Origin of the sequence: Streptomyces sp. B21-083 (genome assembly GCF_036898825.1) — a bacterium.
Classification (GTDB): domain Bacteria; phylum Actinomycetota; class Actinomycetes; order Streptomycetales; family Streptomycetaceae; genus Streptomyces.
In genome coordinates this window covers 1,994,315-2,018,366 of sequence record NZ_JARUND010000001.1, presented here as the reverse complement: position 1 = coordinate 2,018,366, position 24,052 = coordinate 1,994,315, and the positions used below count along the sequence as shown (strand labels likewise).

Below are 24,052 nucleotides of genomic sequence, written 5' to 3'. Positions count from 1 at the left end.
TCAGCTCTTCACCAGGAGGCCGCGGGTGCGCAGCACCCACCGCTCCAGCGGACTGAAGATGATCAGGTCGATGGCGATACCGACGAACAGGATGAGGAGGATCGCCTCGAACACCATGGCCATGTCGCTGGCGGTGCGGGCGTTCTCGAGCAGTTGGCCCAGGCCCACTCCCAGGTCGGGGAACTGGGCGATGATCTCCGCGGCCATCAGGGAACGCCACGAGAACGCCCAGCCCTGCTTCATGCCCGCCACATAGCCGGGCAGAGCCGCCGGCAGAGTGACGTGCCAGGTGCCCTTCAGGCCGGTCGCGCCCATCGTGCGGCCCGCCCGCAGGAACAGCGGCGGGATCTGGTCGACGCCGGACACGAGACCGTTGGCGATCGAGGGGACCGCGCCGAGCAGGATCACCGCGTACATCATGGAGTTGTTCAGGCCCAGCCAGATCACGGCCGGCGGCACCCAGGCCACCGACGGCAGCGACTGGAGACCGGACAGGATCGGGCCGATCGCCGCGCGCACGAACTTCACCCGCGCCACCAGCAGACCGAGCGGGGTGCCGATCGCCAGTGCCATCAGGAAACCGAGCAGACCGCGCGAGACGCTGGTCCAGATGTAGCCGAGCAGGTCACCCCGCAGCCAGGCGTCCCGGAACGCGTCGCCCACGGCCGCCGGTGAGGGCAGCTTGGCGGGGTTGTCGACGATCGGGTAGAGCAGCGCCCAGACGGCGATGACCACCGCGAGCGCGACGATCGGCGGCAGAATCTTGTTGACGAAGGTCTGCCGGAAGGTCGGTCGGCCGGTGGCCGTGGTCTCCAGCGCGTCGAGACCCGCCTCCACGCTCCCGGCGTCCTGGACCGGTGTCGTGTCAGTGCTGGCCATGACGGCGGATCTCCCCACGCAGTACATCGGTGATCTCAAGGGACAGTTCGGCCACGGGCGCGTCCTCGATACGGCGCGGCTGCGGGATGCCGACCGTCCACTCGCGCGCGATCCGGCCCGGGCGCGACGACAGCAGGATCACGCGCTGCGCGAGCCGTACCGCCTCGCGCACGTTGTGCGTGACGAACAGGACGGAGACCCCGGTCTCCTGCCAGATGCGGGTCAGCTCGTCGTGCAGCAGGTCCCGGGTGATGGCGTCGAGGGCCGAGAACGGCTCGTCCATCAGCAGCAGATTGCTCTCCTGGGCGAGCGCCCGGGCCAGCGCGGCGCGCTGGCGCATACCGCCCGACAGCTCGTGGACCCGCTTGCCGTACGCGCCCTTCAGCCGGACGAGTTCGAGCAGCTCCTCGGTCCTGGCGCGCCGCTCGGGCTTGGGAACTCCCCGCAGTTTCAGGGCGAGTTCGATGTTCTTGCCCGCGGTGAGCCACGGGAAGAGGGCGTGCTCCTGGAACATCAGGGCGGGGCGCCCGTCCGTCGTGATGGAGCCCGCGCTGGGCTTGTCCAGCCCCGCCACCAGATTCAGCAGCGTGGACTTGCCGCAGCCCGAGGCCCCCAGGAGGGTGACGAACTCACCCGGCGCGACATCGATGCTGATGTCGTCCAGGACGAGCTGCTGCCCGCCCGGTGTCGCGAAGGACTTCGAGACATGCTCGAGGCGTGCCGCGTGCTCGACCGTCTCGGCGGCCTTGGGGAGAGTCGTGGTCGTGGCCATGGTCGTCACCTCCTGGGAACTCGTCGGGTTTCCTGCGTCAGCTCGTGCCGAGACCGGCGGCGCTGACCGTGCTCTCGCCCGCGGCCTTGAGGACCTTGTTGAGGATCGTCAGGTCGTAGATGTCCTTCAGGTTCGGCTTCTCCAGCAGACCGGCCTTGACCGCGTGTTCCGCCTCGGTGTTGAGGGTGGCGGCCAGCGGGTCGTCGGTGAACTGGATCGACTTCCAGGCCGGGTCCAGGACAGCGGCCGGAAGTTCCTTGCCCGAGTCGATGCCCAGCTGCTTGTTCGCCGCCGTCTTCGCCTCGTCGGGGTTGGCGTTGATCCACTTGTTGGCCTCCACCGAGGCCTTGAGCACCGCCTCGACGGCCTTCGGGTGCTTCTTCAGGAAGTCCTGCCGCACGATGATGTTCGTGATCACGAACTTCTTGTCGGGCCACAGCGAGGCTTCGTCGAGGAGCACCTTGCCGCCCTCGGCGACCAGCTTGGACGCGGTCGGCTCCGGCACCCAGGCGCCGTCGACGGAACCGGACTTGTAAGCGTCCGGCGTGATCTTGTTGTCGGTGCGGACGACGGTGACGTCACCCTTGCCGCTCTGCGCGTCGACCTTCCAGCCCTGGTCCGCGATCCAGTTGAGGAAGGCCACGTCCTGCGTGTTGCCGAGCTGAGGGGTCGCGATCTTCTTGCCCTTGAGGTCCTTGATGGACTTGATCTTGTCCGGGTTGACCACGAGCTTCACGCCGCCGGACGCCGAACCGCCGATGATCTTCAGGTTCTTGCCGTCGGACTTGGTGTACCCGTTGATCGCCGGGGACGGGCCGATCCAGCCGATGTCGATGGACTGGGAGTTGAGCGCCTCGATCTCGGACGGGCCGGCGTTGAAGGTCGCGTACTTCGCCTTCGTGGCGCCGAGCTCCTTCTGGAAGAAGCCCTTCTGGTTGGCGACCAGCGCGGTCCCGTGGGTCAGGTTCCCGAAGTAACCGATCCTGACGGAGTCGAGACCGTCGATCTTCTCGGCCCCGGCGGCGACCTTGGCGGTGTTGTCGTCCTTCGCCTGGGAGCCGTAGCCGCAGGCGGCGAGGGTGAGGAGAGGCAGCGCGGCCATGACCGCGAGGCTGCGGCGAAGAGCGGAGCTTGCAGGCACGGGAGGGGTTCCTCTCGGAGGCCCGGCGGTCACGCCCTCAGGTCGTGGCCGGGAGGTCGGCAGGTTTTCGTCTACGGCGGTGGGGGGACAGGGCGCGCAAGCGGTGCGCGTACGTCAGCACGCACATCGCCCCACCCCGCCCTGCCCGCTGCCGAGCGCACCGCTGCCGACGCGGCCGCCCTCCTTCGCGAACGTGGAGAAGTAGTCGGTGGAGTTCATGTCAGAAGTCCCACCCGTCGTCCTCGGCCTCGTCCTTGACGGGCTCCGGGGACGCGAACGACTCGCCGACCATGCCCGCGGTGAGCGTGGTGCCGTCGTTCGGGTCGATCAGGATGAACGAGCCGGTGCGCCGCGAGTCGGCGTACGAGTCGACGGGCAGCGGCTCGGCGGTACGGATCTTCACCCGGCCGATGTCGTTGGCGACGAGCTGTCCCGGATGCGGGTGCAGGGACAGGTCGTCGAGCGTGAGACGGGACGGGATGTCCTTGACGATCGCCTTGACCGTACGGGTGCCGTGCTTGAGGAGTACCCGGTGGCCGACCGTCAGCGGCGCGTCGGCGACATGGCACACGGTCGCCTCGACGTCCTGCGTGGTCGGCGGCGCGTCCTTGCTGGGCACGATCAGGTCGCCGCGCGAGATGTCGATGTCGTCCTCCAGGAGGACGGTCACCGACTGCGTCGTATAGGCGATGTCGACGGCCACGCCGAGCAGGTCGATGCCGGCGATCCTCGACGCGTGGCCCGACGGCAGGACCGTCACGGACTCGCCGACGCGGAAGGAACCGGCGGCGATCTGGCCCGCGTAACCCCGGTAGTCGGGGTGCTCGGCGGTCTGCGGCCGGATCACGTACTGCACGGGAAGGCGGGCGTGGCAGTGGCTGAGGTCGTGGGTGACCGGGACCGTCTCCAGGTGCTCCAGGAAGGTCGGCCCGCCGTACCAGTCCATGTTCGCGGACGGGTCCACCACGTTGTCGCCGGCCAGCGCGGAGATCGGGATCGCGGTGATCTCCGGGACGCCCAGCTCCAGCGCGTACGCCGTGAACTCCTCGGCGATCGCGGCGAACACGGACTCCTGGTAGTCGACCAGGTCCATCTTGTTGACCGCGAGGACGACGTGCGGGACGCGCAGCAGCGCCGCGAGGGCCGCGTGCCGGCGGGTCTGCTCGACGACGCCGTTGCGGGCGTCGATCAGGATCACCGTCAGCTCGGCCGTGGAGGCACCCGTCACCATGTTGCGGGTGTACTGCACGTGGCCGGGTGTGTCGGCGAGGATGAACCGGCGCTTCGGCGTCGCGAAGTAGCGGTACGCGACGTCGATGGTGATGCCCTGCTCGCGCTCGGCGCGCAGGCCGTCCGTGAGCAGCGCGAGGTCGGGGGTGTCCTGGCCGCGGCTCGCCGAGGCGCGCTCGACGGCCTCCAACTGGTCGCTGAGGATCGACTTGGAGTCGTGCAGCAGCCGGCCCACGAGGGTGGACTTGCCGTCGTCGACGGAACCGGCGGTGGCGAACCGCAGGAGCGTGGTCTCGGACAGTTCCGTGAGTTCCGTGGTCGTGGTCATGGCTAGAAGTACCCCTCGCGCTTGCGGTCTTCCATCGCGGCCTCGGACAGCTTGTCGTCGGCGCGGGTGGCGCCCCGCTCGGTGAGCCGGGAGGCGGCGATCTCGGTGATGACGTCGTCCAGTGTCACCGCGTCGGAGTCGACGGCACCCGTGCAGGACATGTCGCCGACCGTGCGGTAGCGGACCTGCCGCTTCTGAGTGGTCTCGTCGGACTTGGGCCCGCCCCACTCGCCGGCGGTCAGCCACATCCCGGCCCGCTGGAACACCTCACGCTCGTGCGCGAAGTAGATGTCCGGCAGCTCGATGCCCTCGCGGGCGATGTACTGCCAGACGTCCAGCTCGGTCCAGTTGGAGAGCGGGAAGACCCGGACGTGCTCACCGGGCGCGTGCCGCCCGTTGTAGAGGTTCCACAGCTCCGGGCGCTGCCGGCGAGGGTCCCACTGCGAGAACTCGTCCCGCAGCGAGAACACCCGCTCCTTGGCGCGGGCCTTCTCCTCGTCGCGCCGCCCGCCGCCGAAGACGGCGTCGAACTTCTCGGCCTGGATCTTCTCCGTCAGCGGCAGCGTCTGCAGCGGGTTGCGCACCCCGTCCGGACGTTCCTTCAGCACTCCGCGGTCGATGTAGTCCTGCACGGAGGCGACATGCAGCCGCAGGCCGTGCCGCTCGACCGCGCGGTCCCGGTACTCCAGCACCTCGGGGAAGTTGTGCCCGGTGTCCACGTGCAGCAGCGTGAAGGGGATCGCCGCGGGGGCGAAGGCCTTCAGCGCCAGGTGCAGCATGACGATGGAGTCCTTGCCGCCGGAGAAGAGGATCACCGGCCGCTCGAACTCACCCGCCACCTCGCGGAAGATGTGCACGGCCTCGGACTCGAGGGCGTCCAGGTGGGAGAGGGTGTAGGGGGCGTCCGTCTCGCCCCCGTGCGTCTTGGCAACGGTGGTCGTCATGCCAGTCCCCTCTCGGTGAGCAGCGCGTGGACCGCGGCGGCGGATTCCTGGACGGTCTGGTCCTGCGACTCGATCCGCAGATCGGGCGTCTCGGGCTCCTCGTACGGGTCGTCGACCCCGGTGAGCCCGGTCAGTTCGCCCGCGGCCTGCTTGGCGTACAGACCCTTCACATCGCGTACGGAGCACACCTCGACCGGGGTCGCCACATGCACCTCGACGTACGGGGCGCCGCTCTCCTGGTGACGCTTGCGCACGGCCTCGCGGCTGTCGGCGTACGGTGCGATCACCGGGACCAGCGTCTTGACGCCGTTACGGGCGAGCAGTTCGGCGAGGAAGCCGATGCGCCGCACGTTCGTGTGCCGGTCCTCGCGGCTGAAGCCGAGGCCCGCCGAGATGAACTCACGGATCTCGTCGCCGTCCAGCACCTCGACGAGGTGGCCCTCCTCGCGCAGCCGGCCCGCCAGTTCGTACGCGATGGTGGTCTTGCCGGCGCTCGGCAGACCCGTGAGCCATACGGTGGCTCCGGTCGTCACTGGTATCTCCTGGTCCTCGGGGGTCGCGGTCTCGGTCTGGTTCATCAGCCGTGCAGCCCGCACTCGGTCTTGCCGCGGCCCGCCCAGCGGCCGGCGCGCGCGTCCTCGCCCTCCAGCACCCGGCGGGTGCAGGGCGCGCAGCCGACGGACGGGTAGCCGTCCATCAGCAACGGGTTGGTCAGGACGCCGTGTTCGGCGACGTACGCGTCCACGTCGTCCTGCGTCCAGCGGGCGATCGGGGAGACCTTGACCTTCTGCCGCTTCTCGTCCCAGCTGACGACCGGGGTGTTCGCCCGGGTCGGGGACTCGTCGCGGCGCAGGCCGGTCGCCCAGGCCGCGTACCCCTTGAGGCCGCGCTCCAGGGGCTCGACCTTGCGCAGCTTGCAGCACAGGTCGGGGTCGCGGTCGTGCAGCTTCGGACCGTACTCGGCGTCCTGCTCGGCGACCGTCTGGACGGGGGTGAGGGTGAGGACGCGGACGTCCATCACGGCCTCGACCGCGTCACGGGTGCCGATGGTCTCGGGGAAGTGGTAGCCGGTGTCGAGGAACACGACGTCCACGCCGGGCATGGCGCGGGAGGCGAGGTGGGCGACCACCGCGTCCTCCATGGAGGAGGTCACGCAGAAGCGCTTGCCGAAGGTGGTGGTGGCCCACTGGAGGATCTCCAGCGCGGAGGCGTCCTCCAGGTCACGTCCCGCCTGCTCGGCGAGTGCCTTCAGCTCGTCGGTCGTACGGTCTTCCTGAACCGTGGTCATATCTCGTCCCCTCCGGTTTCCCGGTGCTGAAATCCGCGGGCGAGGAGCCCGAGGAACTTCAACTGGAAGGCTCGATTGCAGGCTCCGCATTCCCAGGCGCCGTGGCCGCCTTCGGCGGATTCGCTCGGCCGGAGGTCCTCGTCGCCGCAGTAGGGGCAGTAGAAGGGGGCTGCGCGCTCGCTCACGACAGTGCCTCCTCGGAGGCGCGGGCGGCCCAGGTGGCGAACCGCTCGCCGTCCTCGCGCTCGGCCTGGAAGTTCTTCAGCACGCGCTCGACGTAGTCCGGCAGCTCCTCCGAAGTCACCTTCAGACCACGGACCTTGCGGCCGAAACCGGCCTCCAGACCGAGGGCGCCGCCCAGGTGGACCTGGAAGCCCTCGACCTGCTCGCCCGCGTCGTTCAGGACCAACTGGCCCTTGAGACCGATGTCCGCGACCTGGATACGGGCGCAGGCGTTCGGGCAGCCGTTGAGGTTGATGGTGATCGGCTCGTCGAACTCCGGGATACGGCGCTCCAGTTCGTCGATCAGGGAGGCGCCGCGCGCCTTCGTCTCGACGATCGCGAGCTTGCAGTACTCGATGCCGGTGCAGGCCATCGTGCCGCGCCGGAACGGGGACGGCCTGACGGTGAGGTCCAGTGCCTCCAGGCCCTCGACGAGCGAGGCGACCTGTGCCTCCTCCACGTCGAGCACGATCATCTTCTGCTCGACGGTGGTGCTGAGGCGGCCCGAGCCATGGGCCTCGGCCAGTTCGGCGATCTTCGTCAGGAGCGTGCCGTCCACGCGGCCCACGCGCGGGGCGAAACCGACGTAGAAGCGGCCGTCCTTCTGGCGGTGGACGCCGACGTGGTCGCGCCAGCGCTCGACGGGCTGGGCCGGGGCCGGGCCGTCGGTCAGCTTGCGCCCCAGGTAGTCGTCCTCCAGGACCTGGCGGAACTTCTCCACGCCCCAGTCGGCGAGCAGGAACTTCAGCCGGGCGCGGGTGCGCAGCCGCCGGTAGCCGTGGTCGCGGAAGATCGAGATGACGCCCTCGAAGACGTCCGGGACCTCGTCCAGCGAGACCCAGGCGCCCAGGCGCTGGCCGATCTTCGGGTTGGTGGAGAGGCCGCCGCCGACCCAGACGTCGAAACCGGGGCCGTGCTCGGGGTGCTCCACGCCGACGAACGCGATGTCGTTGATCTCGTGCGCCACGTCCAGGAGCGGTGAGCCGGAGATCGCCGACTTGAACTTGCGGGGCAGGTTCGAGAAGTCCTTGTTGCCGATGATCCGGCGCTGGATCACCTCGATGGCGGGCGTGCCGTCGATGATCTCGTCCTCGGCGATCCCGGCGACCGGCGAACCGAGGATGACGCGGGGCGTGTCACCGCAGGCCTCGGTGGTGGACAGACCGACCGCTTCGAGGCGGTTCCAGATCTCCGGGACGTCCTCGATGCGGATCCAGTGGTACTGGACGTTCTGCCGGTCCGTGAGGTCGGCCGTGCCGCGCGCGAACTCCTGCGAGATCTCGCCGATCACCCGCAGCTGGTCGGTGGTGAGCCGGCCGCCGTCGATCCGGACGCGCAGCATGAAGTACTTGTCGTCCAGCTCCTCCGGCTCCAGGATCGCCGTCTTGCCGCCGTCGATCCCGGGCTTTCGCTGGGTGTACAGCCCCCACCAGCGCATCCGGCCGCGCAGATCGTTGGGGTCGATCGAGTCGAAGCCCCGCTTGGAGTAGATCGTCTCAATGCGTGTCCGCACATTGAGACCGTCGTCGTCCTTCTTGAACTGCTCGTTCCCGTTGAGCGGGGTGAAGTGTCCCGCGGCCCACTGACCCTCACCACGGTGACGGCTCACCTTGCGGCGGGGCGCGGCGGCAGGGTTCTGCGGGGTGGCGGCCATGTTTTTTGGTCCTTCGGGACAGGCGGAAAGCTGCTCTTACCTGCGCATAAGGGCGCATGGTCAGACTGGCGCGGCTCTGCGCAGGCTGAGGCAAAGGGAGGAGATCGACGGTGCTGAAAGCTGGTCAGCTCGCCGGACAGATGGCGCTGGACATGCGGCCGAGGTCGACGTGCCGCCGACTCACCAAGGCAATCCCAGTTCCAGACATGACGGAAGCGTGTCACGGCGATCTGGACACAGTCCAGCATTGTCCGTCATGTGGACACCCTTGTCTCGTACGGTGAGATGAGGGTGTCGCCGGTCACATGGCGGGGTCACGACAGGTCGAACGCTGCGCGGCCGACCCTTCCTGACCAGGTCAGATGCTGTGTGCTCCCGGCCAGGGCCCGGGCGCGGACACCTCGGCCTCCTCCTCGACCTTGGTGTCGAAGAGCGTGAAGCCGCGGCGCAGATAGTTGTCCATCGCATGCTCCCCGTCCTTGCTGCAGGTATGCAGCCAGACGCGCTTCGTCGGCGCCAGCTCCGGCCACCGGTCCCCGAGGTCCCAGGCCCGGGCGGCCCCGTACGACAGCAGGTGCCCGCCGATCCGCCGACCCCGGAAGGCGGGGATCAGCCCGAAGTAGACGATCTCCACGGCCCCGTCGTCCTGGGGCTCGAACTCCACGTAGCCCGCCGGGGTGCCGCGGTCGTAGGCGACCCACGTCTCGACGCCCGGGCGCTCCAGGTACTCCTGCCAGCGGGCGTACGTCCAGGTCAGCCGGTCGGTCCACCGGATGTCGCCGCCGACCGAGGCGTAGAGGAAGCGGCTGAACTCGGGGGAGCGGACTTCGGCGCGGACGACTCTGACGTCCCCGTCGGGGCCCTCCGCGGGGAGCAGGTCGGTCGGGGCGGTCTGTTGCAGGGACCAGGTGGTCACGGCGATGTTGCTCATAGGGGCCAGGGAACCATGGGTCGTTCGCCCGCGGGCCGGTGGGGGCTGGTCGCGCAGTTCCCCGCGCCCCTGGCGGCGCGCTGTCGCGCGCCGCTTCATCAGTGCCCGCTCCGGCTGTGTGGTCGTTATCTCAGCGAGTCGGTGATCTGAGACAGCGGTACGGCGTACAGGACGCGTTCCGGGACCGGGATGCCGGAGCGGTTGTCCGCCGCTCGTTCTGTCAGGGACCAGACCTCGCCGGTGCCCTCCCAGTAGGAGAGGGACTCGGCGTGCTCGCCCCAGCAGCGGCGGGAGTCGTCGTCGGAGCCGCAGCGGGCGGCCTTCGCGCCGTCGGAGTCCAGTCGCCACAGGGTGCCGTGCCGGTCCTTGGTGCCGGGGGCGCGGCCGACGTACCAGTCCGCCTTCTCCTCACCCGCCGACCGGTAGGACAGCACGCCCTGGATGCCCGTGGCCTTCGTCGAGTAGGCCTCGACCGCGTTCACCCGGCCGAAGGCGTTCGCGGCGAGGAGGCCGGAGCGGTCGCTCGCGCGGCTGAACGAGTAGCGCCACAGGCGGCTGCGCTGATCGGCGTCCGCCGGGAACCACTCGCTGGCGACCAGGCTGTCGGGCGTGGAGCTGCGGTCCAGGGAGAGCGAGCCGAAACAGGGGGTGCCGTCGTCGGCCGCCGGGTCGCACGCCCCACCGGTCAGGCTGTACGAGGCGACGGCGGGCATGACATATCCGTAGCCGTGCGCCGACCAGCCGCCGGACACCCGGCCGACCGCCGGGCTGCTGACCGAGGCGCGCTGGATGCGGTTCATGTCGTAGACGTACAGGGACTTGCGGTCGGTGTCCCCGGCGGAGGCGGTGACCAGCAGTTTGTCCTGGTACCAGACCATGCCGGAGATCGAGGACTCCAGCTTGCGGTAGTCCGAGCCGTCCGCCGTCGGGACGACCAGGAGCACCCAGCGGTACGTCATGTCGCTCAGGTCGTTCGCGTCGATGACGGCGACCCGCGCGAGACCCCGGGAGACCTCGGGCTCGTCCGGTTCGGCGTCGTTGTGCGTCCAGCCGGAGAGGATCACACGGTTGGCGCCCCAGCGGCCGTCCTCGTCCGCGTCACCGGAGGTGGTCACGGACCGCGGCAGCCAGCGCTGACTGGCGGCGTCGGCCTCGTCCCAGCAGTACGCGCGGGTGGCCGTCGGGGCGACGGGCAGCGCCTCGGTCTCGGTCGGGGCGCACTCGTTCGCGGGGCGCATCGTGCGGTTGGTGTGCTCCAGGACCGTGCTCACGCCCACGGTGCCGCCCATGGAGGTGGCCAGCCGGTCGAGCGAACTCTTCGACGCCAGGTGCTCCTTGAGCTGGAAGTCCTTCAGATCGGCGGCGGCCGTCACGGACTTCAGGGGCCCCGGGTTGTCGCTGCTCACGGCCTGGGAGGCGCTGACGATGGTGGCAGCGGCGGTCAGGGCGAGGGCCGTTCCGGCGAGGGCGCCGCGCAGCGCTCTGCCCCTTCTCTGCCTGCGGTGTCTGCCGCGATGTTTCATTCATCCTCCCGAGGCAGGCCAACTGCGGCTCGCGGTCCGTACGTTGCAACCGGGGACACAGTGTGGGGGGCCGTGGGAAGGATGGTACGTCAGGGGGCGCCGGGCCTGGTCGAATACGCCGGAATCCATGTGCTTGTGTTGCGTTCGGGGGCCGTTCGGACGAGTTTGTTCACCCCGGTGTCACGGCCGGCTCACTGTGCGTCGTCCGGCGCCGTCCAAACCCCGGCGGCCTTCTCCGTCGCCCGGCCCCGAGCCACGGCCGGCGCCGTCGAGTGGGGCAGCAGATCGCGGGGATCGTCCGGGAGGAGGACGTCCACTTCCGTGTCCTCGCTGAAGCGGTACGGGCGATGGTCGAGAAACGCCCCGAGATACCGCCGTATCCGCGACATCTCCGCGCGTACGGTCACGGTGCGGGCCGGGTCCCCGAACACGTCGTCGGCAAGGCCCGCCGCGCTGCGGCCCGCCGGTTGCAGGGCCAGGAGGTACAGCAACTCGGCGTGCCGGGGACTCAGTTCATGGGTCCAGGAACCGGCCGGGCCCGACACCGCCACCGACCAGCGGCGCGGCCGGCCCAGGTCCAGGACGATCCGTGCGGCGCCGCGCGGTTCGGGCTCGGCCGCGCGGATCAGCCAGCCGCCGGCCAGCGGCTCCACCGCGCACAGTCCCAGCGCCGGCAGCCAACGGCGGCCCGGGGACAACGACTTGGGCAGGGCGACGCGGTTCGTGTACGGCGTACCGGTGACGGCGGCCGTCCAGCCGTCCCGGTCCACCGCCAGGGCCCGCCCGCCGAGCCGCGCCAGCACCGGCGCCGCCGCCGACCGCAGCCGCTCCAGCGACTGGTGATGCCGCTCCCGCAGCCGCGCCTCGGCGAGCTTGGCGACCGAGTCGACCCAGGCGAGCGTCGCCGGATGCATGGTCTCCAGCGGCCCGCTGACGTCGACCACGCCGAGCAGCCTGCCGTCGCGCGGGTCGGTGATCGGGGCGCCCGTGCACGTCCAGGTGGCGAGCGACCGTACGAAGTGCTCGGAGGCGAAAACCTGTACGGGGCGCCGAGCGACCGCCGGGGTGCCCACGCCGTTGGTGCCGACGACCTCCTCGGCCCAGTCGGCGCCGGGCTCTATCCCGAACCTGTCGGCCCTGCGCAGCACCGGTGTACTGCCCTCGCGCCACAGCACCCGGCCGTCCTCGTCCGCGACGAGCATGATGTGCTGGGCGGCGTCCGCGACCGACAACAGCCCCTGCCGCAGAACCGGAAGAACATGCCGCAGCCGGGACGTCTCGCGCCGCCGCTCCAACTCCTCGTGGGTCAGCAGCCCCGTCCGGACGCCGTGGTCGGGGTCGACGCCGCTGCGCAGCATGCGGTCCCAGGACTGGTCGATCACCGGGCGCGGCGCCAGCCGCGGTCGCTGTCCGGTGAGACGGGCCGCGCGTACGTCACTGAGCAGCCGCGCCGCCTGTGCCGTGTCACGGGCGGCCAGCCGCGCGACGTTCATCGGCGGGTTCGCCACTGTGTCCTCCCGGCGCGTATTGACTCGATGTCTCATGGTGCCGCCCCTGGGGCGCGGAAGACCACACTCCGCACACACCCGCCAACAAGTTGCAACCCCCTGCAACCCTGGTGAACCGGACTGCGGTGGCTGAAACTTGGGCGACGCCGTGCGCGGCGTCCGTGCTCCCGAGCGATGCGGGGCAAGTGTGCGGGGGTGGTGCCGTGTCGGCGCAGCACCACCCCCGCGATGCGCTCCGCGGGTTGGGCGGTTCTTTGGCTGCCGGCCGGTGGGGGCTTGTCGCGCAGTTCCCCGCGCCCCTGTCGGGCGCTGTCGCGCCTACGACAGGCCGGATACTCAGCCCACCGGTCGGGCTCGGTCCACCACCTCTGCCAGGTTCAGGGTGTGCGGGAGGGTGCCGAAGGCGTTGCCCCAGTCGCCGCCCAGGCGGGAGGCGCAGAACGCGTCGGCGGTCTCGGGGGGCGCGAACCGGACCAGCAGGGAACCCTGCAACACCAGTGCGATCCGCTCGACCAGACGCCGTGCCCGGCCCTCGATGCCCTCCAGGTCGGCGAGTTCGGTCAACAGGTCCTTGATGGCGCCGTCCAGACGGTGGTCCGCCCCGCGCGCCTTCCCGACCTCCTGGAGGAACGCGTTGAGCGCGGCGGGCTCCCGCTGGATCGCCCGCAGGACATCCAGCGCCTGTACGTTCCCGGCGCCCTCCCAGATCGAGTTGAGCGGCGACTCGCGCAGCAGCCGGGGCATGCCCGACTCCTCGACGTAGCCGTTGCCGCCCAGACACTCCGACGCCTCCACCACCAGCGAGGTGCAGCGTTTGGTCACCCAGTACTTGGCGGCCGGCAACGCGAGCCGCAGGAACGCCCGTTCCTGCTCGCCGCCGTCGTCGTAGGCCGCGGCCAGGCGCAGCGCGAGCGTCGTCGCCGCCTCCGACTCCAGCGCCATATCGGCCAGTACGTTGCGCATCAGCGGCTTGTCGACCAGCTTCCCGCCGAACGCCTCGCGGTACGTGCAGTGGTGCACGGCCTGGGCGACCGCCTGCCGCATCAGCGCGGCGGCGCCGAGCACACAGTCGAGCCGGGTCATCGCGACCATCTCGATGATGGTGCGCACCCCCCGCCCCTCGTCCCCGACCCGGCGCACCCACGTCCCGTCGAACTCGATCTCGCCGGACGCGTTGGACCGGTTGCCCAGCTTGTCCTTGAGCCGCTGGATGCGGAACACGTTGCGCGTACCGTCCGCCAGGACACGCGGCAGCAGAAAGCAGGTCACCCCGCCGGGGGCCTGCGCCAGCACCAGGAAACCGTCCGACATGGGCGCCGAGCAGAACCACTTGTGGCCCGTCAGCTCATAGGTCCCGTCCTCGGCGAGCGGCCTCGCGACGGTCGTGTTGGCCCGTACGTCGCTGCCGCCCTGCTTCTCCGTCATGCCCATCCCGAAGAGCACGCCGGCTTTCCGGTCCGCCGGCCCGAGCCCCTCCTCGTAGACCGTGGACGTCAGCCGGGGCTCCCACTCGGCGGCGAGCGCCGGGTCGGTGCGCAGCGCGGGCACCGCCGCGTGGGTCATCGACAGCGGGCAGCCGTGGCCCGCCTCGGCCTGCGACCAGACCACGAACCCGGCGGCCCGCCGCACATGCCCGCCCGGCCGCGTCCAGGCCGCCGTCAGCCCCGCCGAGACACCCTTGCCGAGCAGCCGGTGCCACGCCGGATGGAACTCCACCTCGTCGATCCGGTTGCCGTACCGGTCGTGCGTCCGCAGTCTCGGGGGGTTCTCGTTGGCGAGCGCCCCCCATTCCTGCACCTGCGCGGACCCGGTGGACTTCCCGAGCCCGGAGAGGTCCTCCCGGGCCTCGTCCAGAAGCCCTGGATCCAGGTGCCGCTCGACGGCCGCCACCAAGGCCTTGTCGGCGGCGAAGACGTCATATCCGACCAGGGGCGGCACCTGGTTGGTCACGGTGTGGGTGCTGGCTGCCATGCGAAGAACGTACCCCCCGGTACGGCGTGTTCACATGATTTCCACGCAGCACTGCACCCCGGGCCGGCGGGCCGCCCGTCACGCCGGCCGGGAGAGGACCGCCAGTTCGTCCGCGGTCAGGGGAGTCATGTCCTGCTCGCCCTGGTGGGCCTCCAGCCACCCCGGGTGGTACACCGTGTCGAGGTAGCGCTCGCCGAGGTCCGGGGCGATCGCCACTGCCGTGAGGTCGCGGCCGTCGTGCCGGGCCAGCCACTGCGTCGCCCCGCTGATCACCGTGCCCGTGGACCCGCCGAACAGGAAGCCCCGGGAGGCCAGCCGGCGGCAGACGCCCACCGCGTCCGCCTCCTCCACGCGGATCACCTCGTCGACGTACGACTCGTCGAGCAGCTGCGGCCGTACGCTCGTGCCCAGGCCCGGGATCATCCGGGGTCCCGGCGGTCCCCCGAAGGTGACCGAGCCGACCGCGTCCACGGCGACGATCCGCACCCGCCGGTTCCACTGCCAGAACCAGCGCGCGCAGCCCATCAGCGTGCCGGTGGTGCCGGCGCCGACGAACAGGACGTCCAGGCCCGGGAACCGGCGGGCGATCGCCGGTGCCGTCGTGCGGTAGTGGGCCCGCCAATTCCCCTGGTTGGTGTACTGGTTGAGCCAGACATACCGCTCGTCGGAGGCGCACAGCGCGCGGACGTACCCGATCCGGGCGCCCAGGAAGCCGCCGCGCAGGTCGGGCTGGTCGATGACGTGCACCCGGCTGCCCAGCGCCTCCATCAGGCGGATCGCCTGCGCGTTGCAGCGCGAGTCCGTCACGCACAGGAACCGGTAGCCCCGGCTCGCCGCGAGCACACTGAGCGCCACGCCCAGGTTGCCCGACGAGGACTCCACGAGAACGGATCCCGGCCGCAGCCCGCCGTCCCGCTCGGCGGCCGTCACCATCTCGTAGGCGGCCTTCATCTTGATCGAACCGGCGAAGTTGAAGCCCTCGCACTTCAGGAAGACGGGGAGCCCGACGGTGGCCCGGAGGTCGACGTAGAGCTCATCCTCGTTGAAGTCCGACGGCTGGGAAATGACTGGCATGTTGTCCCCCTGTGTGCGGCCCGCCTGATCCATGGCACGGCATCCGGTGACGGATGCTGCGTCCGACCCCCTGGAGAGGTCAGCCGTGCCGCCGCAGTTCGTGGAAGAAGCCGTCGACGACACGCAGTTCGCCCCGGCGGGCCACCTCGTCGTGGACGAACCTGCCGACGGCGAGGTCGAGCACTCCGAGACCGAAGGGCGAGAACACCACCGGCCGGTCCACCGGGACCCCGGTGCGGCCGGTGAGTACGTCGTCGAGCGTGCCGTCGATGAACTCACGCCCGCCGGTGCGCTGTTCGGCGAGGTGCGGAGAGGTCTCAGCCTTCAGACAGTGCTCGACGTCGTCGACGTAGTTCGCCGAGGCGAGCAGGATCTCGGGCGCGAGGTCACGCAACGAGACGTGCAGGACGAGCGGATGGTGGTCGAACCACGACACGTCGTGGATGTGCGGTTTCGCGGCGACGGTGGCGAACACCAGCAAGTCGCTTGCCCTGACGAGTTGTTCGGCGCTGTCGTGCACGGTGACCTTGCCGCCGCCGGCCGACCGTTCCAGGTAGCCCCGGAAGCCGGCCGCGCTGTCGGCGGACAGGTCGTACACGCCCGTCTCGTCGAACTCCCAGCCGGTGGCGGCCAGATAGGTGTGGATGTAGCGGGCGATGAGCCCCGTCCCGACGAACCCCACCCGGGTCGGCCGGGCGCGTCCCCGGCTCAGCCGGTCGGCGGCCAGCGCCGCCGAGGCCGCCGTACGGGACGCGCTGATGATGGAGCTCTCCAGACAGGCGAACGGATAGCCCGTGTCGTGGTCGTTGAGGATCAGCACGGCCGACGCCCGCGGGATCCCGGCGGCCACGTTCGCCGGGAAACTGGAGACCCACTTCAGCCCGTCCACGTGCACGTCCCCGCCGATCGACGCGGGCAGTGCGATGATCCGCGACGACGGACGGTCCGGGAACCGCAGGAAGTACGAGGGCGGGTTCACCGAGTCGCCGGCGCCGTGCAGCCGGTACACCGCCTCGACCAGGTCGACGACGTCCGACTCCCTTCCCTGTAGGGCCTGTTGGACCTGATCACCGGAGATGACCGAGAACGGCGGGACGGTGAGCGGGGCCGACTGCTCTGAGTTGTACGTGGTCATGAGGCTGTCCCTTCGGAGGAGACGGCGGAGCCGGTCGAGTCGGTGCGGCGGACCGGGTCGGCCAGGGCGGCGAGGACCTCGCGGGGCCCCTCGAAGGGCTCGCGGCTGTGCGCCGTACGGATGTTGTCGACGAGCAGCAGATCGCCGCTACGCCACGGTTCGCGCACGGTGTGCGCCTCGTACGCCTCGTTGAGGGTCTGGACGACGTCCAGGCCGATCGGATCGCCGTTGCCGTAGCGGGTGTTGAAGGGGAGGCCGTCGGCGCCGTACACGTCGACCAGGTACTCGTGGACCTCCGGGTCCATCGTCCACTCGTTGAGGAACGCGATCTGGTTGAACCAGCAGCGGTGGCCGGTGACCGGGTGACGCAGGACGGCGCCGCGGCGCTGGCGGGTGCGCAGAGAACCGTCCGGTTCCCAGGTGAACTCGATGGCGTGGGCCCGGCAGTAGCGTTCGACCGAGGCCCGGTCGGAGGTGCCGAACGCCTCGGCGACCGTCGCCCCTATCTCGTCGTTGAACGTCCGGGTGAGCAACCAGCCCTCCTGCTCGAAGCGTTGGACGAGTTCGGCGGGCAGCGCGTCGAGTACGGCGGCTGAGTCGGCCACTCCGGTCGCGCCGCCCTCGGCGGGCGCTTCGAGGCAGGCGAACATCAGCAGACCGGGGAACTCCAGCGCGTAGCTCAGCTCGTGGTGCATGCACATCGGCTGGTTCGGCGGCCACTTGGAGGACGAGTACACGCCGTCGGCGTACCGCCGCCGGGGTGCGAAGGCCTCCTGGTCGCTCATCAGGCCGCCGGCCAGCCGCCGCAGCACGGCGCCGGTCGCGGCGGGCTCGTGCAGGCCGAGGCCGCGCACCAGAAGCGAGCCGTGCTCGGCGACGGCCGCCCGCAGCGCGTCCCGGTGGGCGCCCGCCCACTGCGCCGCGTCGGTGACGGGCGGGGTGCGCAGGGTGGGGGGCCGGCCGGGGAGCAGCTCGATGCCGGGAAGTGCCGCCCGGGGCGGGGGAGTCGATGTCGGCGAAGCGGACGAGAGTGTCATGGTGTCGTTCCTTTCGGGGTGGCGGCGCGTCCGTCGTCAGGCGGTCGCGGCCGGCGTGTCGAGCTGCTCGGCCAGGTCCGCGAGGACCGGATGGCGGACGACGTCCTTGAGGGTGATCGCCCGGTTCAGGGCGATCGCGAGCCGGACAGCCGACAGCGAGGTGCCGCCGCGGTCGAAGAAGTGGTCGTACCGGCCGACCCGGTCCGCCGGTACGCCGAGCACCTCGGCCCAGGCGACGGCCAGGCGCCGCTCCCCGGCGGTCTCCGGCCCCCGCAGGCCGTCCCCGGCACCTTCCTCGGCGGAGGCGAGTTCCTCCGCGAGAGCGGTGAGGGTCCTGCGGTCGGTCTTGCCGTTGGCGGTGAGTGGCAACCGCTCCCGCCAGTGCACGGCCGCCGGGACCATGTACGCGGGCAGCGACTCCGCCAACCGGGCCTGTACGGAGGTGAGTTCGGCGCCGGTGCAGAACGCCGCCAGTCGCGCGCCCCGCACGACCACCACGGCGCCGTCCCGGACCCCGGGCACCCGCAGCAGCGCGTTCTCGATCTCGCCGATCTCGATGCGGAAGCCCCGCAGTTTGACCTGGGTGTCCCGGCGCCCGAGGAACTCCAGTTTGCCGTCGGGCAGCCAGCGACCGTGGTCACCGCTGCGGTAGAGCCGCTCACCGGGCCGGTACGGGTTCAGGGTGAACGCCGCCGCCGTGCGCTCGGGGTCGTTGACATATCCGCGCCCGACGCACACCCCGGAGAACACGATCTCCCCGGGCGCCCCGAGCGGCACGGGCGCGAGGTGTTCGTCGACGACGTACACGCGTACGTTGCGCACGGGCCGGCCGAGCGGGACGCGGGACCCGTCCGGCACCCGGTCCATCACCTCGTGGTTGGTGTCGTCCGAAGTCTCGGTCAGACCATAGGCGTTGGCGACCCTGATGCTGGGCTGGGCGGCGAACCAGCGCTGCACCAGCTCCCGCTTGACCGCCTCACCGGTGACGGACACGCAGTGCAGTGCGGGCAGTTGGCGCGGACGCCGTTCCAACTCGGCCAGTACGGCTTCGAGATACGACGGCACGATCTGGAGCACGTTGACCTCGCCGTCCACGATCGTGTCCACGAACCGGGGCACGTCCAGGATCACGTCCTGCGCGACCAGCAGGGTCCGGCCGCCGACGAGCAGCGCGGACACCAGCTGCCACAGTGAGATGTCGAAGCACTGGGGAGCGGTCTGCGCGACCACCTGTCCCTCGCCGACGTCGAGATCCTCCAGTTTGGCGAGGACGTGGTTGACGAAGCCCGCGTGCTCGCACATCGCGCCCTTGGGCTCACCGGTCGACCCGGAGGTGAAGTAGATGTACGCCAGTTGATCCGCGCCGACCCCCACCCCGAGGTCGTCGTCGGCGTGCCCTTCCGCCCGGATCTCGTCGACGTACAGTCTCGGTACGTGCAGGCCCGTGCCGTCGAGCGTCGTGGTGCTGCCGTGTTCCGTGACGACGAACGCGCACTCGGCGCGGGTCAGGGTGGCGGCGATGCGCTCGGCCGGGAAGTGCGGCTCCACCGGCAGATAGACACCGCCCGCCTTGAGCACGCCGAGCACGGCGGCCATCCAGTCGAGGTTGCGCTCGGTGACCACGGCGACGACACCCTCGCGGGTCAGCCCCCGGGCCAGCAGAGCCCGACCGAGCTGGTTCGCCCGGGAGTTGAGCTGCCGGTAGGTCCACTCCGTTCCACCCTGCACGGCCGCGACCGCGTCCGGGTGCTTGCGCACCCGCTCCTCGAACAGCTCGTGCACCCGTCGGTCCGGGAGTTCACGGTCCGGACCTGCCAACCCGTGGAGCTGGAAGGCGAGTTCGTCTTCCGACAGCAGACTGTGCCGTTCGTGGTCGGCGTCCGGTTCGGCGGTCATCAGGGAAAGCGCGGTGAGGTGGTAGCCGGCGATCCGGGCGGCGGCGCCGGCGTCGAGGACATCGGTGCGGTGGTGCACCCGCAGGGTGTGCTCGCCGACGCTCACGTGCAGCACGGTGCCGTCGGCTCCGGGTTCGCCGGGTTCGCCGGGTTCACCGCCGTGCGGGTCGAGCACGGTCTCGTACAACGCTTTGTCCGGCTCGTCGGCGAGGTCCGTCAGCGCCAGCAGCTCCCGCCAGGAGCCGGGGCCGACCACCATCCGGCGGGCCACGGGCCGTTCGCCCTTCACCGCCACGTACCCGGTGGTGACCTCCCGCTCCCCGGAGAGCATGGCGAGGACCTTGGCGTGCGCGGCGAGCAGCGCGGACTCGAACGAGGCCGACCTCAACAGACCGGCGTCGAGCGGGACTTCGTACGACGCGTACCGCGCCTGCTCGGGCGTGCCCGGCGCCTGGTCGGATGTCCAGCGTGGAATGGTGTTCACAGGACTGCCCCCGTTGCTGTCGGTGCGATGCGTGCGATGTGCGTGTTGTCCGTGCCGGGTGCGATCTGGTCGCTGCGCAGGGCCACCGCCGGGTTGCCGCCCCAGCGGGCCAGGCACGGCACGTCCTCGCCCTTCATCAGGAAGGAGTCCGGGGCGAGTTGGGAGCCGTCGCCCATCGTCACGCCGTAGTGGACGAGTGCGCCGGTGCCGAGCGTGACGCCCGCGCCGAGGACGATGTGGTCGGACTTGTAGGTGCCGTCCTCCTGCGAGTGGGCCTGGATCTTGCTGTGGGCGCCGAGCGTGCAGTCGTCGCCGATCGTGGTGAGTGTGCGCTCGGTGATGACGGCGCCGTCGTCGAAGACCCGGCGTCCGACGCGGACGCCCATCAGCCGCCACAGGAGGTTCTTGAACGGCGTCCCGTTGAACACGACGAGGAAGTCGACGGGCACCTTCCACAGTCGTTCCTGCCACCAGAAGTGCGGGTCGTAGATGGACACCAACCGTGGTACCAGCCGCCGGAACCGGGTGATGAGCCGCTCGACCAGCACGTAGTACCCGGCGGTGAGCGCGAGCCCGAGGACCAGGGAGGCGCCGACCAGCGCGCCGGCGGCTACGCCGTGTGTGCCGTGGACGGCGAGGGCGGCGAAGCCGAGCACCGTCAGGAGGAGGGAGTGCAGCCAGCGGACGAACAGGAACAGGCCCATCGAGCGCAGGTTGTAGCGGTTCTTCGCGGCGAGCCGGCGCTGCGACTCGTCGCCCTCACGGAGATGGTCGAAGCTGCTGTCGCGCTCCACCGACCGTGGGATCTCGAAGGAGGGTGAGCCCAACAGGCCGACGTTCTCGCGCAGTTCGCCGTCGAGCGGCACCATCACCTTGGTCGCGAGGAGCACGTTCTCACCGGTGCGGCCCCCGGCGGGGTACGCGATGTGGTTGCCGAGGAAGCTGTGCGCTCCGATCGACGCCCGCGAGACGCGGAAGGAGGTGGCGGAGTAGTCGGCGTTGAGGACCGACAGCCCGTCCGCGACCATCGTGCCGCGGCCCACGGAGACCAGGTACGGGTTCTCGTGCCCCACCTCTGTACCGAAGTTGGAGCCGGTCTGTTCGACGTGCGAGAGGTCGTAACCGATGGCCCGCAGATAGTGGACGATGAACGAGCTGTCGCCGCACAGCCACTTGAAGAACTTGAGGTTGGTCAGACGGGCGACGGCCCGCTGCGCCGAGTAGTGCGGGCCGTACAGCGGATAGACCTGGCCGGGCCGGATCGCCAGGTTCAGCAGCCGGGGGACCACGGACACGGTCACGGCTCCGACGACGATCCCGGCGCCGAAGAGTGCCAGGGACAGGCCCACGGCTTCGGCGTAGAAGCGGACGGAGGTCAGGTCGGCCAGGTCCGGGTCGACCAGTGCCTTGAGGCGGGGTGCCAGGTCGAGCAGCAGGAACCCGCCACCGGCCGCCAACGGCACGTACACCAGCAGGAGTTGGAGGAGGCTCACGAAGCCGTAGGCGGCCCGTCGGACGGTGGAGCAGTGGGCCTCGGGGATCCGTACGTAGTCCACGTCCGTGGGCTGCGCGGGCGAGCCGTGCCGGCGCAGACCCGCAGGCACTGTCTGGCCCTCGAACAGCGCGGAGGCGTGACCGAGTTGCGACCCGTCGCCCATCGACGTACCGATGTCGAGGACGGTCTTCTCACCGACGTGGACGTTCCTGCCGAGAGTGACCGGACCGGTCCGGACGCGTCCGGCGACGACCCGGTAGCACAGGAAGTAGGAGTCCTTGCGGATGACCGTGTTCGCGCCGACCGTGAGCAGGTCGGTGCAGACCGGGAGGGCGGGGGAGAGGATCGTGACGCCCTTGCCGATCCGCGCACCGAGCGCCCGCAGGTAGAGCACGTAGAGCGGGTTGCCGGCGAACAGGCGCATCGGGTTGGCGTGCAGCAGGGCCCTGACCGTCCAGAAGCGCAGATAGGCGAGACCCCAGACGGGGAACTCGGTCACCTGCCACCGGCCGACCAGCACCCACTTGGCGACCACCGGCAGCACGCACATCCCGGCGAACACGGCGCCGCCGAACACGACCGACCGCAGATAGACGTCAACGGCCCCCGAACCGGCGCTGATCCACTGGTAGCCATCGACCGTGACGAGCCCGGCGAGGAAACAGTACGCGGCGAAGATCAGCAACTGCGCTGCCCCGCACAGGACATAGCGCGAGGTGCTGCCGGGCGCCGGGGCCTCGGCCGGCGGTGCGACGGGCGCCTCGGTCGGGGCGTCGGTCAGCGCCGCCGCCAGACTCCGGATCGTCGGATGGCCGTACACGTCCTTCATCGACACCGACGGCAGATCGTCGCGCTTCCTGACCCGGGCGCAGAAGTGCGCCATGACCAGCGAGTTGGCGCCGAGATCGTCGAAGAAGTGGCTGTCCAGCGGGATGTGGTCGCTCTTCACGACACCCGCGAGCACCTCGGCGAGGATCCGTTCGGTGCCGCCCCCGGCGCCGGACGTGTGCCTGGTCGGATCGGTCGGCGGTACGGACGCCAACTCGATCGGATTTCCCCCCACTTTTCCCCCCACAATGAGCTCCCTAGCGGTGCTGGTCCTGGCTTTCGCTTCGTGCGACTGGTGCGACTGGTGCGGTTGGCTGAGATGGTTTAGCTGGTTCGGATCGGTGGACCGGCGGATCGGGCGGGGTCCCCGAGGCCCGCCTTCCGCGTCCGGGTTCCCACGCCCGGGCCTCCCGGGCCGCCCCCGCTACCAGGACCTCCCGTGGACGAGAAGATCGCCGAGGAGGCCTGCCGGGTCGGTGGCCACGTCCTGGAGCGTCGGATCACCGTCGAAGGCGGGTTCGGGCAGCACCCCCCGCAGAATGTGGACGAGGAACGGCGCGACCACGCCCAGAGCGAGGGCGACGCAGCCCAGGGTCCGTGCCCGCAGGGTCAGCAGGGGCAGGGCGAGCAGGAACAGCAGGGCGTAGAAGACGAGGATGACGTCGACGCCGAGGTCGCCCGCGTCGGCGGCGTAGCCCAGCAGCAGCCCGATCACACCGACGGTCAGCGCCCGGGCGGTGACGGCGGCGAGTGAGCCGCGGCCGACCCGGGGCGTACGGCCGCCGGTGGTGAAGGCCAGGCCGACCCCGGCCACCAGTGCGAAGGTCGCCGAGGACCGGCCGCCCGCCAACTGCCAGGCCACCGTCGGTGACTCGGCGGGCTCGAACGCACCGAAGACGTGCACGGAGAACATCCCGAGCAGGGCGAGGCCGCGGGCAACGTCCACTCCGGCGATGCGTGGTGCCGATACCCCGTTTTCCCGTGTGAGAACCGCCGGACCTCCGGCGGAAAATCGGTTCGACTGGGAGGGCCGGGATCGCGAGGCAAACCTTGGTAAAGGCATGGGTCGCTCCGTGAATTGGCGCGATGGATTTCACGTCCGCTGTGCGTCCGTGGTGCGGCTGTGGACGGGAGCGACAGTTGACGTGATATGAGGAATGGTGTGCGAATCGAATGACGTACGAGTGACGTACGAGCGGAGACTGTCGATGAGCGCGGTGTGCGGCAAGTCGTCGATCCGCACGTTGTCGTGCGGGTTTTTTTACGGATCACGCGGATCACGGGCAACGCGGCTCGGTCGGGCTTGGTCGGGGCCCGGATGCCCCCGTGTGGTCTTACGTCGCACTCTCTTGGGCGGGTGTGCCCCGGCGAATGCAATCCGAATTGTTTCGACCTGATTATGAGGGGGTCAAGGTCGCTCGGCGTAATGTCGCTTTCCTGTTACAGAGTCACGACTTTTCGTACAGATAGCGACTGTGTGTTCGCCCGCCTCACCAGGAAGCTTTCCGCAGGGCAGGTGTAACTGCCGGGCGGCATTCCGTTTACGAGCGCCGGAAAATGGCCGCCGAGGGCATGACAGAAATAATATTCGATTTACCTGCCGTATCGTTCCGCCAGGTTTCCGCTGGGTTTCTCCTCGTTTTCTGCCGCGTCACGGGAGCGGAGGGAAGAGAGCGGCCCACGGGCGCTGCGCCGTGACCGGGGTACCGGAGG

General features: G+C 70.1%; 20 protein-coding genes. All 20 read right to left on the bottom strand.

Annotated features, from left to right (window positions below; genetic code table 11):
• The gene (locus tag QA861_RS08825; RefSeq protein WP_334587657.1) at positions 1 to 879 is read right to left on the bottom strand and encodes an ABC transporter permease; all 879 of its coding nucleotides are present in this window, start codon (positions 877 to 879) and stop codon (positions 1 to 3) included.
• Positions 866 to 1,651, bottom strand: coding sequence for an ABC transporter ATP-binding protein (locus tag QA861_RS08820; RefSeq protein ID WP_334587656.1), 786 nt, complete (start codon positions 1,649 to 1,651; stop codon positions 866 to 868). Before QA861_RS08820 ends, QA861_RS08825 begins: the two co-directional genes overlap by 14 nt.
• A gap of 37 nt (positions 1,652 to 1,688) precedes the next feature.
• Entirely contained in the window at positions 1,689 to 2,792 is a 1,104-nt protein-coding gene (locus QA861_RS08815) for an aliphatic sulfonate ABC transporter substrate-binding protein (RefSeq protein ID WP_334587655.1), read from the bottom strand.
• Positions 2,793 to 3,012: 220 nt separating this feature from the next.
• Complete coding sequence (locus tag QA861_RS08810; RefSeq protein WP_334587654.1) at positions 3,013 to 4,350, bottom strand: sulfate adenylyltransferase subunit 1; 1,338 nt, start codon at positions 4,348 to 4,350, stop codon at positions 3,013 to 3,015.
• Between the two features lie 2 nt (positions 4,351 to 4,352).
• Complete coding sequence (gene cysD / locus QA861_RS08805) at positions 4,353 to 5,294, bottom strand: sulfate adenylyltransferase subunit CysD (protein WP_334587653.1); 942 nt, start codon at positions 5,292 to 5,294, stop codon at positions 4,353 to 4,355.
• Positions 5,291 to 5,872, bottom strand: coding sequence for an adenylyl-sulfate kinase (gene cysC / locus QA861_RS08800; protein ID WP_334587652.1), 582 nt, complete (start codon positions 5,870 to 5,872; stop codon positions 5,291 to 5,293). Before cysC ends, cysD begins: the two co-directional genes overlap by 4 nt.
• Entirely contained in the window at positions 5,872 to 6,582 is a 711-nt protein-coding gene (locus QA861_RS08795) for a phosphoadenylyl-sulfate reductase (RefSeq protein WP_334587651.1), read from the bottom strand. Before QA861_RS08795 ends, cysC begins: the two co-directional genes overlap by 1 nt.
• Positions 6,579 to 6,767 (bottom strand): hypothetical protein, encoded by a 189-nt coding sequence (locus QA861_RS08790; RefSeq protein ID WP_006381299.1) that lies wholly within the window; start codon positions 6,765 to 6,767, stop codon positions 6,579 to 6,581. Before QA861_RS08790 ends, QA861_RS08795 begins: the two co-directional genes overlap by 4 nt.
• A complete protein-coding gene (locus QA861_RS08785) occupies positions 6,764 to 8,458 on the bottom strand; it encodes a nitrite/sulfite reductase (RefSeq protein ID WP_334587650.1) in 1,695 nt (564 codons plus the stop codon). The genes QA861_RS08790 and QA861_RS08785 overlap by 4 nt, the downstream gene beginning before the upstream one ends.
• A 124-nt stretch (positions 8,459 to 8,582) precedes the next feature.
• Positions 8,583 to 8,666, bottom strand: a complete 84-nt coding sequence (locus QA861_RS08780; protein WP_309486338.1) for a putative leader peptide — start codon at positions 8,664 to 8,666, stop codon at positions 8,583 to 8,585.
• 150 nt (positions 8,667 to 8,816) lie between these two features.
• Positions 8,817 to 9,389, bottom strand: a complete 573-nt coding sequence (locus QA861_RS08775) for a GNAT family N-acetyltransferase (RefSeq protein WP_334587649.1) — start codon at positions 9,387 to 9,389, stop codon at positions 8,817 to 8,819.
• 125 nt (positions 9,390 to 9,514) lie between these two features.
• Positions 9,515 to 10,912 (bottom strand): hypothetical protein, encoded by a 1,398-nt coding sequence (locus QA861_RS08770; RefSeq protein WP_334587648.1) that lies wholly within the window; start codon positions 10,910 to 10,912, stop codon positions 9,515 to 9,517.
• A 191-nt stretch (positions 10,913 to 11,103) separates the two neighbouring features.
• A complete protein-coding gene (locus QA861_RS08765) occupies positions 11,104 to 12,456 on the bottom strand; it encodes a GAF domain-containing protein (RefSeq protein WP_334587647.1) in 1,353 nt (450 codons plus the stop codon).
• A 300-nt stretch (positions 12,457 to 12,756) separates the two neighbouring features.
• Positions 12,757 to 14,391 (bottom strand): acyl-CoA dehydrogenase family protein, encoded by a 1,635-nt coding sequence (locus QA861_RS08760; RefSeq protein WP_334587646.1) that lies wholly within the window; start codon positions 14,389 to 14,391, stop codon positions 12,757 to 12,759.
• Positions 14,392 to 14,469: 78 nt separating this feature from the next.
• Complete coding sequence (gene sbnA, locus QA861_RS08755) at positions 14,470 to 15,465, bottom strand: 2,3-diaminopropionate biosynthesis protein SbnA (RefSeq protein WP_334587645.1); 996 nt, start codon at positions 15,463 to 15,465, stop codon at positions 14,470 to 14,472.
• 79 nt (positions 15,466 to 15,544) lie between these two features.
• The gene (gene sbnB / locus QA861_RS08750) at positions 15,545 to 16,600 is read right to left on the bottom strand and encodes a 2,3-diaminopropionate biosynthesis protein SbnB (RefSeq protein ID WP_334587644.1); all 1,056 of its coding nucleotides are present in this window, start codon (positions 16,598 to 16,600) and stop codon (positions 15,545 to 15,547) included.
• Positions 16,597 to 17,637, bottom strand: a complete 1,041-nt coding sequence (locus tag QA861_RS08745) for a TauD/TfdA family dioxygenase (protein WP_334587643.1) — start codon at positions 17,635 to 17,637, stop codon at positions 16,597 to 16,599. Before QA861_RS08745 ends, sbnB begins: the two co-directional genes overlap by 4 nt.
• Positions 17,638 to 17,673: 36 nt before the next feature.
• Positions 17,674 to 20,016, bottom strand: coding sequence for a non-ribosomal peptide synthetase (locus QA861_RS08740; protein WP_334587642.1), 2,343 nt, complete (start codon positions 20,014 to 20,016; stop codon positions 17,674 to 17,676).
• The gene (locus tag QA861_RS08735; protein ID WP_334590496.1) at positions 20,013 to 22,553 is read right to left on the bottom strand and encodes a Pls/PosA family non-ribosomal peptide synthetase; all 2,541 of its coding nucleotides are present in this window, start codon (positions 22,551 to 22,553) and stop codon (positions 20,013 to 20,015) included. The genes QA861_RS08740 and QA861_RS08735 overlap by 4 nt, the downstream gene beginning before the upstream one ends.
• Positions 22,554 to 22,763: 210 nt before the next feature.
• A complete protein-coding gene (locus QA861_RS08730; protein ID WP_334587641.1) occupies positions 22,764 to 23,285 on the bottom strand; it encodes a DUF418 domain-containing protein in 522 nt (173 codons plus the stop codon).
• Positions 23,286 to 24,052: the final 767 nt, after the last annotated feature.